Raw genomic sequence first — 17373 nt, 5'->3', positions numbered from 1 at the left:
CAGATGGAATGACACAGTCCACCGCACAGATCCTTGACGGCAAGGCCACCGCCGCCGCCATCAAGGCAGAACTGACCACCCGCGTTTCTGCCCTTGCCGCCAAGGGCATCGTCCCCGGCCTGGGCACCATCCTGGTGGGCTCCGACCCCGGCAGCACCTGGTATGTCGGCGGCAAGCACAAGGACTGCGCAGAGGTGGGCATCCAGTCCATCCGCCGCGACCTCCCCGAGGACATCTCCCAGGAAGACCTCCTGAAGGTCGTCCAGGAACTCAACGAGAACCCCGAGTGCACCGGCTACATCGTCCAGCTCCCGCTTCCCAAGCACATCGACCAGGACGTCATCCTGGAAGCCATGGACCCGGAGAAGGACGCCGACGGCCTGCACCCCATGAACCTTGGCCGCCTGGTGGCCAACGTGAACGGTGAAATGAAGTCGCCGCTGCCCTGCACGCCCAAGGGCTGTGTGGAGCTGCTTCGCCGCCACGACATCGACCTCAAGGGCAAGCGCGTCCTGGTGGTTGGCCGCGGCGTGACCATCGGCCGTCCCATCGGACTGCTGCTGACCCGCAAGGAAGTCAACGCAACGGTGATCCTGGCCCACACCGGAACCGTGGACCTGCCCGCGGAACTCAAGCAGGCCGACGTCGTGATTGCCGCCGCCGGCGTGCCGCACATGATCAAGGCAGAAGACCTCAAACCGGGCGCAATCGTGCTCGACGTCGGCGTCAGCCGCGTGGACGACGGCAACGGCAAGGCTGTTGTCACCGGCGATGTGGACCCGGCAGCTGCCGACGTCGCCGCCTGGTTGTCCCCGAATCCGGGCGGCGTGGGTCCGATGACCCGCGCCATGCTGCTTGCCAACGTCGTGGAGAGCGCCGAACGCCAGGCCGGCATCGCGTAACCTCGCTGAATGCAGAAAGGGCGCCCGCTCCGTTGGGAGCGGGCGCCCTTTTCCGTCCCGCGGGGAGCGCCCTAGTGGACCTCGGTCATGGTGTTTTCGCTGCGAATACGACGCGGTACAGGGCGGCTGCAGCGATGGCTCCGGCGATGGGGGCAACGATGAAGACCCAGAGCTGGCCCAGCGCCCAGTTGTCGGCATACAGGGCCGTGGCGATGGAACGGGCCGGGTTCACCGAGGTGTTGGTCACGGGAATGCTGATGAGGTGGATGAGGGTCAGGCTGAACCCGATGGCAAGTGCGGCGAATCCGGCCTGTGCACGCCGGTCAGTGACGCCAAGGATGACCAGGACGAAGACAGCGGTCAGGACGAATTCGGTCATCAGCGCCGAACCAAGGCCAAAGCCCCCGGGGGAGTGGTCGCCGAAACCATTGGAGGCGAATCCGGCTGCCCGGGCGGCAGTGAAGAAGCCGTCGGAGCCGCCGGCAGCGATGACGGCCAGCACGCTGGAGCCTGCCGCGCCGCCCACAAGCTGCGCCCCAATGTAGGCCGCTATGTCCTTGGCCGGAAAACGCCCGGCGACTGCCAGGCCGATCGTCACCGCGGGGTTGAAGTGCCCGCCTGAGACATGACCGAAAGCGTAGGCACCGGCGACGACCGTCAGGCCGAAAGCCAGGGACACGCCCAGGAATCCGACCCCCACGGCGTTAGCAGGATCCGGGAAGCTTGCTGCGAACAGCGCAGTTCCCACGCCACCGAAAACCAAAATAAATGTGCCCAAAGCTTCAGCGCCGAGCCTGGAGACCAAAGCCGGGCCGGCACCGGGATCCGTGGGTCGTGGGATGGTCTTGGTATTGCGGCTGGCCATGCTGAGCCTTTCAGTTTTGGAGGTTGTTTGCGTTGGGGGCGGTTCACCCCAAGAACGTCGTGCGGCTGCTCCCGTGTTTGTGACGCGATTCCGGGCCTGTCTTTCGGAAAGGACAGCTGGTTGCGGGCGCAGGTCCCCGGTGCCTGCATCGGCTAAATCCAGAAAGTTGCGGAACACATCTTTCACATGTCGGCGGGCGCTACTAGTCTGCTGAGGGTGCACAATGAAGCAATCCGCTCCCCGTCACCGTCTCCAACACAGTCACCAACACAGTCAGAATCACTGCAACCCGGCTTCGACATGAACCGACCCACCGTCATCAGTGCCCGGAACCTCACCAAGGCCTACGGTGACCTCACCGCCGTCGACAACATCTCCTTCGACGTTCCGGCGGGGGAGTCCTTCGGCCTGCTCGGGCCCAACGGCGCAGGCAAGTCCACCACCATGAAAATGATCGGTGGCGTCTCCCAGCGCACGTCGGGCTCGCTGAGCATCATGGGCCTGGACCCCGAAACGCACGGCCCCGAGGTACGGGCGCATCTGGGCGTGGTGCCGCAGCAGGACAACCTGGACGAAGAACTCAAGGTCCGCGAGAACCTGATCGTGTACGGCCGCTATTTCGGCCTGCCCCTGCGCTACTTGCGTCCGAAGGCGGACGAGTTGCTCGAGTTCGCGCAATTGACTGACAAGGCCAATTCCAAGGTGGACGCGCTCTCCGGCGGCATGAAGCGGCGATTGACCATCGCCCGCTCGCTGATCAACGAGCCCCGCATACTCCTCCTGGACGAACCCACCACCGGCCTTGATCCGCAGGCCCGCCACATCCTCTGGGACCGGTTGTTCCGGCTCAAGGAAAGCGGCGTCACCCTCATCCTGACCACCCACTACATGGACGAGGCGGAGCAACTCTGTGACCGTCTGATCGTGGTGGACAAGGGCCGGATCATGGCGGAGGGTTCGCCTGCCAACCTCATCCGCGAGCACTCCTCGCGCGAAGTACTCGAGCTCAGGTTCGGGTCCGAGCGGAACGCGACCATCGGCGTCGAACTTGAAGGCATCGGTGAGCGGCTGGAGACCCTCCCGGACCGCGTACTGATCTACGCGCACGACGGCGAGGCCGCGCTGGAGCAGTTGTCCGCCCGCGGACTGCGGCCCATGACCTCGCTGGTCCGCCGCTCGTCGCTGGAGGACGTGTTCCTCCGGTTGACCGGCAGGAGCCTCGTTGACTGAGAAGCAAAGCACGACGACGGAGCAGCCTTTGCGGGCCCACTCGCCGCAGGTTTCGGCCGCCAGGGCTCGCCGCTGGGGTTCCTTCTACTATGCGGAGCAAGTCCTCCGCGTGATGCGCAACTACGGCTGGTCCGTGGTCCTCTACAGCGTGGGGCAGCCCGTTGCGTACTTGTTCGCCATGGGAGTCGGGCTGGCCACGTTGGTGGACGCCAACAGCGTGTCGGCGTTCGGCGGCGTCAGCTACCTGGAATTCGTTGCGCCGGCGCTGCTGGTCTCCGCAGCGGTGATGACGGCGTCCGGTGAGTTCTCGTACCCCGTCATGGATGGCTTCAAATGGCGCCGGGTGTTCTATGGCCCGCACGCCTCGCCGTTGATTCCGCAGCAAATCGCCAGCGGGCACATCATGGCGAGCTCCCTGCGCTTCCTCCTCCAATCAGTGGTCTACTTCGCGGTAGTGGCCATCTTTGGAGCTTCACCGAGTCCGTGGGGCTGGGTCTCTGCGCTGGTGGCGACCGTGGCGGCGCTGTCCTTTGGCCTGCCCCTGATGGCCTATGCGGCAAGCATCACCCAGGACAAAGGGCAGTTCGCGCTGGTGCAGCGGTTCATTGTGATGCCCTTGTTCCTGTTCTCCGGGACCTTCTTCCCGCTGGATACCCTGCCGTTGGCTGTCCGCTGGATCGGCTGGATTTCGCCGGTCTGGCATGGAACCGAGCTGGGCAGGGTGTTCACGTACGGACTGGATGAACCGCCGTTGCTGACCATCACCCACGTGGCGTTCCTGGTGGCGGCTGCCGTTGGGGGCTGGGTGCTCGTGCGCCGGCAGTTCGTGAAAAGGATGGGTTCATGAGTGTCCTCACGGGCGGCCACAGCGCCACCGACCTTGCCCGCGAACGCAAGTTTGGTTCCCTGTACTCCCGCAACGCAAGGGCTGTTGTGGGCCGTGGGCTGATGGCGGCCAAGAGCAGTACCTGGCTGGTCCTGGTGTCCGGGTTCTTTGAGCCCGTGCTGTTCCTGCTGGCCATGGGAGTGGGCATGGGCTCGATCGTCGGAACAGTCGAAGGCCCAGGCGGCCAGGAAATCAGTTACGCGGCCTACATCGCACCGGCACTCCTCGCCGTGTCCGCCATGAACGGTGCCATTTACGACTCCACCTGGAACGTCTTCTTCAAGATGAACTTCGCAAAGCTCTACCAGGGGATGCTCTACACCTCCTTGGGGCCGCTGGATGTCGCCATTGGCGAGATCTTCCTGGCGTTGCTGCGGGGACTTCTCTATGCCACAGGGTTCACTGCGGTCATGGGTGTCATGGGCCTGCTCACCAGTTGGTGGTCCCTCCTGGTCATCCCGGCGTCGGTGTTGATCGCCTTCGGATTCGCAAGCTTCGGCATGGGCATCACCAGCTTCATGAAGACGTTCCAGCAAATGGACTGGATCAACTTCTTCCTGCTGCCCATGTTCCTGTTCAGCGCCACCTTCTACCCGCTCAGCGTCTACCCGCAGGTCATCCAGTGGCTTATCCAGGCCATGCCGTTGTGGCACGGTGTGGAGTTGCTGCGGCAGATCAGCGTGGGGTCTTTCAGCCCGGCCACGGCCATCCATGTGGGCTACTACGTCGTGATGATTGCGCTCGGCATCATGCTGACCACCGGAAGGCTGCGCCGGCTGTTCCTCAAGTGATGGAGTTTTTGTACACCTCCTGCCCGTAAAAGGGCGTGTTGAGGGCATCTGGTGTACAAAAACTCCCACGGATGGGGGCTCGTGTTCGCCGTCCGTGGAAGAGTCCCGGGCACCTTTCCGGGTTTGAGAGAATGGGCTCATGCAATCTCTCGGTGACCCGCACCCGTCCACGTCCCCCGCCGGCAAAGGCATGTTCAAGGGCTTCCGCATCGGCGGCCTGGGGATGACCGTTGTCATCATCGCTTTCCTGGTGGCCGTTATCTTCGCGGCAAACCAGAACGACGTGGTGGGCTGGGTAGTTGCCGTCGTCGCCTTCGGTTGGCTGGCCCTTGCCACCTTCGTCGTGTTGAGCATCCGCAGGGCTGCACAGCGGGCCGGGGCAAAACTGAGCGAAGCCCAAGCCGCCTTCAACTCGGCAACCGGCCGCGCGCCGTCGTCGAACGTTGCGGACAACGGTGGCACGCGGGTGGTGGCCGAGCGCAGCCAGGCCGATGAGGTTCGTGACCTCAAGCTGGACCACTCGTTCAAGATCGTGCAGGTGCAGGTGCGCGTGGTTGACGGGGAGCGTGCAAAGGGCGCTGCCGCGGACCAGGACACCATCGACCGCGCGTTGGAAACCATCGCCATTACGGCCACCAACGCCAGGGATATGATCAAGTCTTCCGGCGGCTCGGACGAGCCCGTTGCCGGCACCATCATCGACTAGAGTAGAGCGGGTGAGTACGGCATTGAAGAAGGACTTCCTTCGCATCGCATCAGTCAACGTCAACGGCCTCAGGGCTGCCTACAAGAACGGCATGGCGGAATGGCTGGAGCCCCGCGAGGTTGACATTCTCTGCCTGCAGGAAGTCCGCGCCCCCGATGACATCGTCCGGAAGCTGATCGGCGAAGGCTGGCACATCCTCCACACCGAAGCTGAAGCCAAGGGCCGTGCCGGTGTTGCCATTGCATCCCGCGAAGAGCCCACGGCCACCCGGATCGGCATCGGAGATTCCTACTTCGACACGTCCGGTCGTTGGGTCGAAGCGGACTTCAACGTCAAGAACAGTGCGGGGGAGTCCACCACCCTCTCCGTGGTCAGCGCCTATGTGCACTCCGGCGAAGTGGGAACCCCGAAGCAGGACGACAAATTCCGTTTCCTGGACGCCATGATCACCCGGCTCCCTGAGCTCGCCAAGCACAGCGACCACGCCTTGGTGGTCGGCGACCTCAACGTCGGACACACGGAACTCGACATCAAGAACTGGAAGGGCAACGTCAAGCGTGCCGGCTTCCTCCCGGAGGAGCGCGCCTACTTTGACCGCTTCCTCGGCGAAGAAATCGGATGGAGGGATGTCCACAGGGGCCTGGCAGGAAATGTCGCCGGCCCCTACACCTGGTGGTCCCAGCGCGGTAAGGCCTTTGACACTGACACTGGCTGGCGCATCGACTACCACCTGGCTACGCCGGACCTTGCTGCAGCTGCTTTCTCCGCTGTGGTGGACCGGGCGCCTTCGTGGGACACCCGTTTCTCCGACCACGCACCGCTGGTAGTCGACTACCGGCTCTGAGCTCCCTAAGGTATTTCTCCATGACAAGTTCCACCACGACTGAAACCGATCCGGTGGCCGCACCGGAAGCCGCCACGTCCACCAAACCGGCAGTCGGCGCCAAGCACCGTGTCCTGTCCGGCATGCAGCCCTCCGCGGACTCCCTGCACCTGGGCAACTATCTCGGCGCCTTGGTCAACTGGGTCCGCATGCAGGATGAGTACGACGCCGTCTTCTTCATCCCGGACCTGCACGCCATCACCGTGCCCCAGGATCCTGCGGAACTCGCACGACGCACCCGGGTTACTGCCGCCCAGTACATCGCCGGTGGCGTGGACGTGGACAAGTGCACCTTGTTCGTCCAGTCACAGGTACCCGAGCATGCGCAGCTGGCATGGGTCCTGAACTGCATCACGGGCATGGGCGAGGCCGCCCGGATGACCCAGTTCAAGGACAAAGCCCAGAAGCAGGGATCAGACCACGCCAGTGTCGGCCTGTTCACCTACCCCATCCTGCAGGCGGCCGACATCCTCCTGTACCAGCCGCACGGCGTACCGGTGGGCGAAGACCAGCGCCAGCACGTGGAACTCAGCCGCGACCTCGCCAACCGCTTCAACAGCCGGTTCGGGGAAACGTTCCAGGTCCCCGAGGCCTTCATCCAGAAGGAATCGGCCAAGATCTACGATCTCCAGAACCCCACGGCCAAGATGTCCAAGTCCGCGGAATCACCGGCGGGACTCATTAACCTGCTGGACGACCCCAAGACCGTGGCCAAGCGGATCAAATCCGCCGTCACGGACACCGAAACCGAGATCCGCTATGACCGCGAGAACAAGCCCGGCGTTTCCAACCTGCTGACCATCTACTCGGCCATCAGTGGTACGCCGGTGGAGAAGATCGTGGCCGACTACCAGGGCAAGATGTACGGCCACCTGAAGGTCGACCTCGCGGAACTGGTCTCGGGGCACCTCGCTCCCATCCGTGAACGCGCCAACGAACTCCTGGCCGATCCCGCGGAACTGGACCGGCTCCTGGCACACGGTGCGGACAAGGCACGGGAAATCGCCTCCGCCACCCTGACTGACGTCTACTCCAAGGTCGGCTTCCTGCCGTACCGCGGGACTGCCAACGGTGAGCAAGGGGTCCGCTAACTCCATGTGCTCTGCTGGCCAGCTCAACGTCAAGACCGACACCCGTAAGGGTGTTGGTCCTGACGACTCTCGCCAGCCTGCTGTCACCGGCGCCGACTGCGGCGCCGGTGACGCCATGTGCGTTGGAGTGATCCTTGGCTTCCCCCCGGAGATAGCCCGCGAACTCCAGGAATGGCGGGCTTCCTTCGGCGATCCCATGGCCGAAGTCATCCCGGCCCACATCACCTTGATCACCACCACTCCCACCCAGGACTGGGACGCCACCCGGGAACACGTCAGGGAAGTAGCCCGCACACAGGAGCCGTTCCACATTACGATTTCCGGCACTGGTTCGTTCCGTCCGGTGTCGCCGGTAGTGTTCGTCAACGTCGAACAGGGCTTTGAAGAATGCGTGCAGTTGCACGAGAAACTTCAAACCGGTCCCCTTGAGCGGCGGCTGCCCTTCCCCTATCACCCGCACGTCACTGTGGCTCACGATGTCGCCCAGGAAAATCTTGATGAGGCCGAAACGGTCCTCAGAGATTACCGGGCCACCTTCCCTGTGGTTAGCATGGGACTTTACGAGCACGACACCAACGGAATATGGCAGCTACGGGAAGAGCTCGACTTTGGCGGCGATACTGACGAAGAACAGCAAGCGGATTCAGGCCACGGAGGCGGACACTCCTCCACTGCCAACTGAGCTGGCAAAGCTCAAGCTTGAGCTGCTCCGGAAGCGGCAGGACTGGGCCCATGCCAAGCGTGCCGGCGACGGCGCACTGAAGAAGGCCGGCGCCTTCTTTGCGTTGTTCATGGCGCGGCTGAACACCAATCGCGTCATGCGCTCCTTCCAGCACTACACCCGACAGCACGGCCCCCTGTTGAGTGCGGGCATCGGTTTCAACATGTTCTTCTCGGTGACAGGTTTGCTCACCACGGGCTTTGCCGTCGCAGGCATTGTCCTGGGCGGAAATCCGGTTCTGGAGGACGCCGTGATCGGCAGCGTTGCATCCGCGGCGCCCGGCTTGCTTCAGGTCAATGGCGGTGAGGGCTTGGTGGATCCACAATCCCTGCTGAACCCCTCCGGCCTGGGCTGGACCGCGGTCATCGCCGCCGCCGTCACGATCTTCACGTCGCTGGGTTGGATAGCAAGCGTCAGGGAGGGGTTGCGCGGAGTCATGGGTTTGGGCCCATTGGTCCGCAACGCCATCCTTCAAAAACTCATCGACGCCGGAACCCTGCTGCTCCTTGGCGTGATCCTGGTGGTCAGCGCCGGGGCATCCCTGATTTTCGGCACCGCGGCCGACTGGTTCTTCGACCTCCTGAAGCTCGACGAAACCGTCGCGGCCCCCATCGCGGCGGTCGTAAAGATCGTCGTCCCCCTCCTTCTGAACTGCGCGACGGCGGCCGTCCTGTTCCGCGTCGCCGGCAGCCTGGCGTTGACGCGCCGGGCGTTCCTCGAAGGCGTGGTGCTGGCCGGCGTCGGGACAACGGTTCTGCAATTCTTCAGTACGGAACTTCTGGCCCGCTCCGGCAACAACCCTGTCCTGGCTTCGTTCGCCATCATCATCGGCTTGCTGATCTGGTTCAACCTGGTGAGCCAGGTCTACCTCGTTTCAGCGTCCTGGTCAGCCATCCGCGAGGCCGACCTCGCATCGGGGGAGACCCCGCGCAAGAAAGTCCTCGGTTCGCGTCGCGTAGCACCGCGCACCTGAGCATCCAGTGGAGGCGCAATGAACAATCAGCTGTGGATCGCCTGCCTCCTGGGCGCTGCCGCGGGCTTGATAACAGGGCAGCTGATCTTCAATTCGCCTTTCCTCGGCATCCTGATCGGCGTTGGCCTCGGAGCGCTCGTGGGCGCAGCAGTGGGCCCCCGCCGCGGTTAGGAGCAGTGCCCTCCAGCTAGGGCGATTGCACCAGCCCTTCCCACGCCACGGTCCAGTCTTCGGGGAACCCGGGAGCGTTCCGCCCGGGTCCGTTGTCCCAGCCGGCCGCCATCAGTGCCACAGCGGCCAGGAGACCGCCGTTGCCCGGCAAGTACAGCGGCAACGAATCAGTCTGGCGGTTGTGGCCGTTGGGAAGCACGGTGTTCTTTCCCGCATCAAACAGCAGCGCCTCCACCGCGGCCTCGGGATCTCCCAAGCGCGCAGCGGTCATCGCCATCACTGGATAGTCCCACCCCCAGGTACTCGCCCAGTCCCAATCCGCCAGCACGTCCTTCAAGGTGGCCCGCATGATGTCAGGATCGATCAGCTCGGTCCGGGGGAGGACACCCATTGCGCACAGCATTGACGGGTGGTCTGTGCGGATGGTGAAGGGTTCCACGTCGATGGCTGCGTAGACGCCGTCCACCACCCTGGGTTTCACCATCGCCTTCGCTACGACGGACCATTCCTCCACAGGGTCCAATCCCAGCCGTTCGCGCCAGGCAGCAGCTGTTTCCAGGCCCCATTGCCAGTACGCCAGCTCAAAAGTTGGGTTGGTGACCGATGCCCTGATGGAGCCGTAACTCTCCTGTGCCGGGATCAGGGGTGGACCCAGCTCGAAGCCCCGCTGGGTCGGGTGTGCGAAGCCGGCCATGAACGCGGCCGATTCGAACACGATCTCCGCGAACTCCTCCAGCACATCACGGCTGGGATTGGCCCGGTACACCAGTTCGGCAAGGTAGATCGGATGCGGCTGCTGCCAGATCAGGAAGGTGCCGATCGGGCTGGGGCTCTCCCGCCCGTCCGGACCTACCTGCTTGGGCCAGCGGACGCCGTCGAATCCTTGCGCCTTGGCCGTTTGCCGCGACACCTCCAGGATGCTTGCGTACCAGCGCAGGGAAGGCAGAAGCAGCTCCACCCGGTTCCAGTGTGCGAAATGCGCCGCATGCCACCAGTGCATTTCCAGGTGGAAGCGGCCGCGCCAGGAATTACAGACGAGTCCCGTCTCCTGCGGCGGCAGCGAACCCGAACAGTTGATCGCCGTCAGGTACTGGGACAGCACGATCCTGCGTTCCAGCTCCTTGGCCCGTGGATCCTCCGTGGCATGGAGTTCCACGGCACCTCCCGTGGACCAGAACCCCGACCAATGGGCCGAGGAGGCCGCGGCAACGCTGCTGCCCGGAGAAAGCACGACGCCGGTACGTGCCGTGGCGGCGCCGCCCGGGTCCGGCGCACGGTCACCGGAGCTGTGGTCACCCCGCGGAAGGCAGTCGCCGTCGCCGGAAGAGCGGAAGGAGATGCTGAAGTCGAGGACGCCGTTGGTGACGGGGTGGGCTGGACTTCCCGGGAGCACCTGCAGCCGGTGCTCCTCCGATTGCTCCACCGTGAGGTCCGGGCCGGTGATCAGGACCTGGTAGCGCGATTCGTCCAGCTCCCGGTCAGCCGTCCACACAGTGGAACCAGCATGTAGATCGGATGGCGTCCCACCAGCCAGGACGGTCCGGTGTGCCCCCGGGTTGTTCCAATCGGCCGCGTCATGCCAGGCACCCGAGCCGTAAGGGAATGCGACGCCCACGACCAAACCGGCCCCGAGGGCAGGCGACTCCACACGGAAGCCGAGCTCGTCGCGGTCCGGGTGGCACGCCGTCGTGACCTTGACGGGGTGCCCGGCGAGGAAGAAGCGGCTGGTGACCACTCCGGTCCACAGGTCCAGCGTCTGCACGGTACGCGTGAGTTCCCCGGGCTGTACCTCGCGCTCCACACCGTTCTCGAGCCAGCGGAGGCTGACGCGGCCCAGATCGAGCCTGTGGGAGTTGGCACGGAGCCAATCTTCGGCTGCGGATGTGTTGGTCTCGCGGTCGTTGACGATGTCGCCCACCATGTCGACGTAAGGGACGGGCCCGCGCGGCGAATCGTAGAGGACGGTGGACCCGGCGAGGTCGTAGGGTTCCGCCGGCGGAATGGTGTGCCAGCCCCACTGCGATTGCGTGCCCAGTAGTGTGCCTGCCGGAAGGTTATCGCGGGAAGCAACCGGGTAGGCATCGGGCAGCGTCTGGAAACCGGTGAGGTCCATGGTGAAGGCAAATTCGCCGTTGCCCACGGATACGGGGCTCCGGGGATCCAGTTCCTGTTGGTGGACGTTATGGCGCCGCACCAGTGATTTCCGGTCGATACCGCCGGGGGAGTGCGGCCCACCCACAGGCTCCAGCACCACTGTGTTTTCCAGTTCCCGCAGCGGGAAGAACGCCGCCCGCTCATGGGGGCTTTTGTTGGGCTGGTGCAATGTCAGGAACAGGCTGCCGTCCAGTTTCCGGCCGATCATGCCGTGGCCGCCGTCGGTGCTCCACAGGGGTTCCACCTCCTGGATCCACGGGCCAAGGACGGTCCCGGATTCGCTGCGCGCGATGCCCATGGCATATCCGTTGTGGGCAAAGCTGGACCACAACATGATGAGCTTGCCTGTGGCGAGCCTATGGAGGAACGGACCGTCGGTGACGTACACGGGGCCTTCCTTGGCTGCGCCGGATGCCTGCTCCAAGGCTCGCGACCATGGAGCCTCGGAGGCGGTGAACAGCACCACCGGTTCTCCCTCGGATGTACGCAGGTCCGGACTGAGGCGTTGGGCGACCATCCCGCCGTCGTTGACCTGCTTCCATTCGTGGCAGAAAACCATCCAGGGGACGCCGTCGTCATCAACATGAAGCGTCCCGTCGAGGCACTCCCAATCCCGGGGCGTGACGGGGCCGTCGCTCCATGGTTCATAGGGTCCGTGCGGGGCCGCAGCCGACAGTATTTGGGTCCCACGGGTGTGACCCGGAGCGGTGAAGGTGGCGAACATGAAGTAGCGGCCCTTGTACTCATGGACTTCCGGCGCCCAGTACTGCTCCTTGCTCCAGAAGTCCGGAGCAGGACGGAAAGCCGGGTACGGGCCCTCCCAGTCCACGAGGTTGCTGCTTCGGTAACAGTCGAACCCGGTTGCTGGTCCGGACCAGATGTTCCGGTCCGTGCTGCCGAAGAGCAGATACTCCTGCGAGCCGGGCAGCGTCAGGACGTAGGGATCCCGGATCTGGATCTGTTCCAAGGGCTGTGACACGGCGGGCTCCTCTGGGAATGAATAGTTCAAGCTCAAAACTATTGACGAATATACACCGTCTTGATACGTTTCAGGAACCGTTTTCTCAAGGTTGAAAGAAGCTTACCCAATGACGCGTAAATCCCTCCGAAGTATTCGCAAATCCCTGGCCTTCGTGACGGCCGTGGGCATGCTGGGCCTGACCGCGGCCTGCTCCAGCCCCTCATCAAACCAGCCCGAAGACGGGCCCGTGGAGATCCGCTTTTCGTGGTGGGGCAATGCGTCCCGCGCCGAACTGACCAACAAGGCAATCCAGGAATTCGAGGCCGCCAACCCCAATATCAAGGTCAAGCCCGAGTATGGCGACATCAGTGGCTACTTCGACAAACTGGCCACGCAAGTGGCTGCCAACGATGCTCCCGATGTGATCACCATGGGTGGCGCCTACCCGGCCGAATACGCCAACCGGGGTGCTCTCCTGGATCTGTCAAAGGTCCATGGCTCGCTGGATCTGTCGAAGCTGGACCAGGGCGCCCTGGAAAACGGCCAGGTCCAGGGCAAGCAGTATGGTGTCTCCACAGGTGCCAACGCGCTGGCGGTTGTAGTGAATCCTGCTGTCTTCCAGGCAGCCGGCGTAGCCGTTCCGGATGACAGCAGCTGGTCCTGGGACGACTTCGCCAAGACCGCCTCGGAAGTGACGGCCAAGAGTCCCAAGGGAACGTACGGCACGGCCACCGTCCTCACGCACGACTCCCTGGACGCCTTCGCCCGTCAACGCGGCAAGTCCCTGTACACCCAGGATGGCCAGCTGGGGCTCGACAAGGACACTGTGCAGGACTACTTCGACTTCTCGCTGAAGCTCAGCGAATCCGGCGCGGCCCCCAGCGCTTCGGAGACCGTGGAGAAGCTCAATGTCAGCACGGAGCAGACGCTGATGGGCATGGGGCAGGCTGGCATGATGCTTACCTGGAGCAACTCCCTTTCAGCACTGAGCAAGGCTTCCGGCGCGGAGCTGAAGCTGCTCAAGCTCCCGGGCGAAACTCCCACCCCGGGCATCTGGCTCCAGTCTTCGCAGTTCTACACGATTTCGGCCCGCAGCAAGCACACTGATGCCGCCGCCAAACTGGTGAGCTTCCTGGTCAACAACGAGGCCGCCGCCAAGATCATCCAGAGCGACCGCGGGGTGCCCAGCAACCCGGGCATGCGCACGGCCATCCAGGACCTGCTCACTCCCCAAGGTAAGGTTGAGGCCGCCTACATCGACCAGATCGGCAAGATGGACTTCGCGCCGACGTTCATCGGCCCCACCGGTTCCACGGCGGTTTCGGAGATCACTGCGCGCATCAACACCGATGTCCTGTTCAAGCGCCTGACTCCTGAGAAGGCTGCCGAGCAGTGGCTCAGCGAGAGCAAAGCGGCCATCGGCAAGTAGCCAGGAGCAACGCGGGGTCACTTTTGGCCCGTCCAGGGGTGGAACACGGGCCACAAGTGACCCCGCGTTGCTTTAGGAGACTTCCAGGTAGGGGTCGGCCCACGCGCCGATGATCCGCGCCACGCGCGCAGCCTGGCCCTTCCCCGTGAGGAGGTGCTCGCTGCCCTCCAGGGAGATGAAACTCCGAGGGTGCCGGGCGGTTTGGAAGATCTCGCTGGCGTTGTCGATACCCACCGTATTGTCCGTGGGGGAGTGCATCACCATCAGCGGCTTGTGGAGCGTCCGGATGCAGTCGCGCAGGTCAGCGCTTTCGACGTCCTCCACAAAGTGGCGGCGAACCTCCATCGGACGCCCTCCCAGGTCAACCACGGCGCTGCCGTCGCGCAGGATGGAGTCAATCTCAGTGTCGAACATGTGCTCCACGTGCTTGGGCTCGTAGGGCGCCGCCACGGTCACGACAGCGTTGAGGCCGGGGATGTCGCGGGCAGCGGCGAGGACGGCTGCGCCACCGAAGGAATGACCCACCAGCAGGGAAATCGCGCGTCCCTGCTCACGCATGAAGGCTGCCGCCAGGATCGTGTCGGCCACCTTGACGCTGAACGAGCCGGCGGACCATTCGCCACCCGAGCCGCCAAGGCCGAGGTTGTCGAACCGGAGCATCCCTACTCCCTGCTCAGCCAGGCCCTTGCAGATCCGTGAAGCGGCCGGGCTGTCCTTACCCAGGGTAAGACCATGCGAGTAGAGGCCCCAGCCGCGTACCGGTCCCTCGGGCACGTCCACGATTCCGGCCAGCGTATCGCCGGTGCTTCCCGTGAAGGTGATCTTCTCAGAGCGTGACACGCTGGTCTCCTTGCGTTGCGATGTGTGGTTGCGGGAGTTGATTAACGACGACGGCGCCCCTCACCTGCAGAGGTGAGCGGCGCCGTCGACGTGCTGTTCTTCGAGGAACGGCTGGTTAGATCTTGCGGGCCAGGATGGCTTGCTTGACCTCAGCGATTGCCTTGGTCACCTGGATGCCGCGGGGGCATGCTTCCGAGCAGTTGAAGGTGGTGCGGCAGCGCCACACGCCTTCTTTGTCGTTGAGGATCTCAAGGCGCATGTCGCCGGCGTCATCACGGGAATCGAAGATGAAGCGGTGTGCGTTGACGATTGCTGCCGGGCCGAAGTACTGGCCATCGGTCCAGAAGACCGGGCAGGACGAGGTGCAGGCTGCGCAGAGGATGCACTTGGTGGTGTCGTCAAAACGCTCACGGTCCTCAACGGACTGCAGGCGCTCCTTGGTGGGCTCGTGGCCCTTGTTGATCAGGAAGGGCATAACTTCGCGGAAGGACTGGAAGAAGGGTTCCATGTCCACGATCAGGTCCTTCTCCACCGGGAGGCCCTTGATCGGCTCGACGGTGATGGGCTTGGACGTGTCCAGGTCCTTCAGCAGCGTCTTGCAGGCGAGGCGGTTGCGGCCGTTGATGCGCATGGCGTCGGATCCACAGACGCCGTGGGCGCAGGAGCGACGGAAGGAGACGCTGCCGTCGATTTCCCACTTGACCTTGTGCAGGGCGTCCAGCACACGGTCCGTGCCGTACATGGTCAGCTTGTAGTCGTCCCAGCGCGCTTCTTCCGAGATCTCGGGGTCGTAGCGGCGCACGCGGAGCGTGATGTGGAACGTGGGAATTTCACCGTCGCCGGCAACACTCGCCGGAAGCTCGATCTTTGATGCGGGCTCTGCCATTTCGGTCGTCATTAGTACTTACGCTCCATCGGCTCGTAACGGGTGAAGATCACGGGCTTCGTCTCCAGACGGATGCCCGCAACGGATTCCGCCGAGGAGGCGGCAGTGACGGACGTGTCCAGGTAAGCCATGGAGTGCTTCATGAACTTTTCGTCGTCGCGGTCCGGGAAGTCCTCGCGGTAGTGGCCACCGCGGGACTCTTCACGGTGCAGAGCACCGACGGTCATGACCTTGGCCATGTCCAGCAGGAAGCCCAGCTCCACTGCTTCGAGGAGGTCCAGGTTGAAGCGCTTGCCCTTGTCCTGGACGGTGACGTTCTTGTACCGCTCTTCGAAGGATGCGATGTCACGAAGGACCTGCTCCAGGGATTCCTTGGTACGGAACACCTGCATGTTGGCGTCCATGGTGTCCTGCAGTTCCTTGCGGATCTGGGCAACACGCTCGGTGCCGGTGCCGCTGAGCAGGCCATCCAGGATGCCGCGGGTCATTGCTTCCGGGTCCTCGGGCAGCTCGACGAAGTCGGCCGTCTTGGAGTACTCGGCAGCTGCAATGCCTGCACGCTTGCCGAAGACGTTGATGTCCAGGAGCGAGTTGGTGCCAAGGCGGTTGGAGCCGTGCACGGAAACACAGGCAACCTCACCGGCGGCGTACAGTCCGGGAACGATCGTGTCGTTGTCCTGGAGTACCTCGGTGGTGATGTTGGTGGGAATGCCGCCCATGGCGTAGTGCGCTGTGGGGAACACGGGGACGGGATCGGTGAACGGTTCCACACCCAGGTAGGTGCGGGCGAACTCCGTGATGTCCGGGAGCTTGGCTTCGATGTGGGCCGGCTCGAGGTGGGTCAGGTCCAGGAGGACGTAGTCCTTGTTCGGACCACAACCGCGGCCCTCACGCACCTCGTTGGCCATGGCGCGGGCCACGATGTCACGGGGAGCGAGGTCCTTGATGGTGGGGGCGTAGCGCTCCATGAAGCGCTCACCTTCCGAGTTACGCAGGATGGCACCTTCACCGCGTGCACCTTCGGTGAGGAGGATGCCCAGGCCTGCAAGACCTGTCGGGTGGAACTGGAAGAACTCCATGTCTTCCAGCGGAATGCCGCGGCGGAAGGCGATGCCCATGCCGTCGCCCGTGAGGGTGTGGGCGTTGGATGTGGTCTTGAAGACCTTGCCCGCGCCACCGGAGGCGAACACGACGGACTTGGCCTGGAAGACGTGCAGCTCGCCCGAGGCGAGGTCGTAGGAGACCACACCGGCCACACGCTTCTGCTTGTAGGGCGTGCCGTCTTCGCGGACGGCGTCTTCCTCGACGATCAGCAGGTCAAGGACGTAGTACTCGTTGTAGAACTCAACGTTGTGCTTGACGCAGTTTTGGTACAGGGTCTGCAGGATCATGTGGCCCGTGCGGTCGGCTGCATAGCAAGCGCGACGGACAGGAGCCTTGCCGTGGTCACGGGTGTGGCCACCGAAGCGGCGCTGGTCGATGCGCCCTTCAGGCGTGCGGTTGAATGGCAGACCCATCTTTTCCAGGTCCAGCACGGCGTCAATGGCTTCCTTCGCCATGACCTCGGCTGCGTCCTGGTCAACCAGGTAGTCGCCACCCTTGATGGTGTCGAAGGTGTGCCATTCCCAGTTGTCTTCTTCGACGTTGGCCAGTGCTGCGCACATACCACCCTGGGCCGCACCGGTGTGCGAGCGGGTGGGGTAGAGCTTGGTCAGTACCGCTGTGCGTGCACGCTGACCGGACTCGATCGCGGCGCGCATGCCGGCGCCACCTGCACCGACAATGACGACGTCGTACTTATGGACCTGCATACCAGATGCTCTCTCTTTCAAAAATTCAGATGGTCGGCGGAGGCTGCTCCGCTACGTCAGGCGGGCCGGCAAG

16 protein-coding genes and 1 pseudogene are annotated in these 17373 nt (G+C 63.8%); 11 read left to right on the top strand and 6 right to left on the bottom strand.

All coding sequences use genetic code 11. From position 1 onward, the window contains the following. The first annotated feature begins 8 nt into the window (after positions 1-8). Entirely contained in the window at positions 9-902 is an 894-nt protein-coding gene (locus PV760_RS03940; RefSeq protein ID WP_018777238.1) for a bifunctional methylenetetrahydrofolate dehydrogenase/methenyltetrahydrofolate cyclohydrolase, read from the top strand. A gap of 85 nt (positions 903-987) precedes the next feature. On the opposite strand, the gene aqpZ is transcribed toward PV760_RS03940, so the two are convergent. Then, the gene (gene aqpZ, locus PV760_RS03935; RefSeq protein ID WP_197493540.1) at positions 988-1767 is read right to left on the bottom strand and encodes an aquaporin Z; all 780 of its coding nucleotides are present in this window, start codon (positions 1765-1767) and stop codon (positions 988-990) included. Between the two features lie 300 nt (positions 1768-2067). Here aqpZ and PV760_RS03930 point away from each other — a divergent pair, with 300 nt between their 5' ends. The 9 genes from PV760_RS03930 (at position 2068) to PV760_RS03890 (ending at position 9219) form a co-directional block, all read left to right on the top strand. After that, on the top strand, positions 2068-2997 hold the full coding sequence (locus tag PV760_RS03930) for an ABC transporter ATP-binding protein (protein WP_354627182.1): 930 nt from the start codon (positions 2068-2070) through the stop codon (positions 2995-2997). After that, positions 2990-3844 carry an ABC transporter permease gene (locus tag PV760_RS03925; RefSeq protein WP_354627181.1) on the top strand — a complete coding sequence of 285 codons (855 nt, stop codon included), beginning with the start codon at positions 2990-2992 and terminating at the stop codon, positions 3842-3844. The genes PV760_RS03930 and PV760_RS03925 overlap by 8 nt, the downstream gene beginning before the upstream one ends. Then, positions 3841-4674: an ABC transporter permease gene (locus tag PV760_RS03920; RefSeq protein ID WP_039240274.1), complete on the top strand. Its 834-nt coding sequence runs from the start codon at positions 3841-3843 to the stop codon at positions 4672-4674. The genes PV760_RS03925 and PV760_RS03920 overlap by 4 nt, the downstream gene beginning before the upstream one ends. 139 nt (positions 4675-4813) lie before the next feature. Further along, a complete protein-coding gene (locus tag PV760_RS03915) occupies positions 4814-5380 on the top strand; it encodes a hypothetical protein (protein WP_018777243.1) in 567 nt (188 codons plus the stop codon). A gap of 10 nt (positions 5381-5390) precedes the next feature. Next, positions 5391-6224 (top strand): exodeoxyribonuclease III, encoded by an 834-nt coding sequence (locus PV760_RS03910; RefSeq protein WP_055974664.1) that lies wholly within the window; start codon positions 5391-5393, stop codon positions 6222-6224. Between the two features lie 20 nt (positions 6225-6244). Then, a complete protein-coding gene (gene trpS / locus PV760_RS03905) occupies positions 6245-7354 on the top strand; it encodes a tryptophan--tRNA ligase (RefSeq protein WP_039240278.1) in 1110 nt (369 codons plus the stop codon). Positions 7355-7358: 4 nt separating this feature from the next. Beyond that, positions 7359-8036 carry a 2'-5' RNA ligase family protein gene (locus PV760_RS03900; protein WP_018777246.1) on the top strand — a complete coding sequence of 226 codons (678 nt, stop codon included), beginning with the start codon at positions 7359-7361 and terminating at the stop codon, positions 8034-8036. Then, a complete protein-coding gene (locus PV760_RS03895; protein ID WP_354627180.1) occupies positions 7963-9048 on the top strand; it encodes a YihY/virulence factor BrkB family protein in 1086 nt (361 codons plus the stop codon). The genes PV760_RS03900 and PV760_RS03895 overlap by 74 nt, the downstream gene beginning before the upstream one ends. A gap of 18 nt (positions 9049-9066) precedes the next feature. Beyond that, entirely contained in the window at positions 9067-9219 is a 153-nt protein-coding gene (locus PV760_RS03890) for a hypothetical protein (protein ID WP_018777248.1), read from the top strand. 16 nt (positions 9220-9235) lie between these two features. Here the strand turns inward: PV760_RS03890 and PV760_RS03885 are convergent, their stop codons facing one another. Beyond that, positions 9236-11431 carry a hypothetical protein gene (locus tag PV760_RS03885; RefSeq protein WP_502921425.1) on the bottom strand — a complete coding sequence of 732 codons (2196 nt, stop codon included), beginning with the start codon at positions 11429-11431 and terminating at the stop codon, positions 9236-9238. Between the two features lie 153 nt (positions 11432-11584). Continuing rightward, a pseudogene (locus tag PV760_RS21450) lies at positions 11585-12352 on the bottom strand (glycoside hydrolase family 43 protein); the annotation flags it as partial. Between the two features lie 109 nt (positions 12353-12461). Here PV760_RS21450 and PV760_RS03880 point away from each other — a divergent pair. Next, entirely contained in the window at positions 12462-13763 is a 1302-nt protein-coding gene (locus PV760_RS03880) for an ABC transporter substrate-binding protein (protein ID WP_354627178.1), read from the top strand. A gap of 72 nt (positions 13764-13835) precedes the next feature. Here the strand turns inward: PV760_RS03880 and PV760_RS03875 are convergent, their stop codons facing one another. The 3 genes from PV760_RS03875 to sdhA all read right to left on the bottom strand — a co-directional run bounded on the left by PV760_RS03875 (position 13836) and on the right by sdhA (position 17300). Continuing rightward, positions 13836-14603: an alpha/beta hydrolase family protein gene (locus PV760_RS03875; RefSeq protein ID WP_018777251.1), complete on the bottom strand. Its 768-nt coding sequence runs from the start codon at positions 14601-14603 to the stop codon at positions 13836-13838. Positions 14604-14718: 115 nt separating this feature from the next. Then, positions 14719-15501, bottom strand: coding sequence for a succinate dehydrogenase iron-sulfur subunit (locus PV760_RS03870; protein WP_018777252.1), 783 nt, complete (start codon positions 15499-15501; stop codon positions 14719-14721). Beyond that, the gene (gene sdhA / locus PV760_RS03865) at positions 15501-17300 is read right to left on the bottom strand and encodes a succinate dehydrogenase flavoprotein subunit (protein WP_018777253.1); all 1800 of its coding nucleotides are present in this window, start codon (positions 17298-17300) and stop codon (positions 15501-15503) included. The genes PV760_RS03870 and sdhA overlap by 1 nt, the downstream gene beginning before the upstream one ends. Positions 17301-17373 lie beyond the last annotated feature (73 nt).

The organism is Paenarthrobacter sp. CC6, from assembly GCF_040560085.1.
GTDB lineage: Bacteria > Actinomycetota > Actinomycetes > Actinomycetales > Micrococcaceae > Arthrobacter > Arthrobacter nicotinovorans.
The sequence above is the reverse complement of the archived record's forward strand: the minus strand, read 5'-3'. Positions and strand labels throughout refer to the sequence as shown.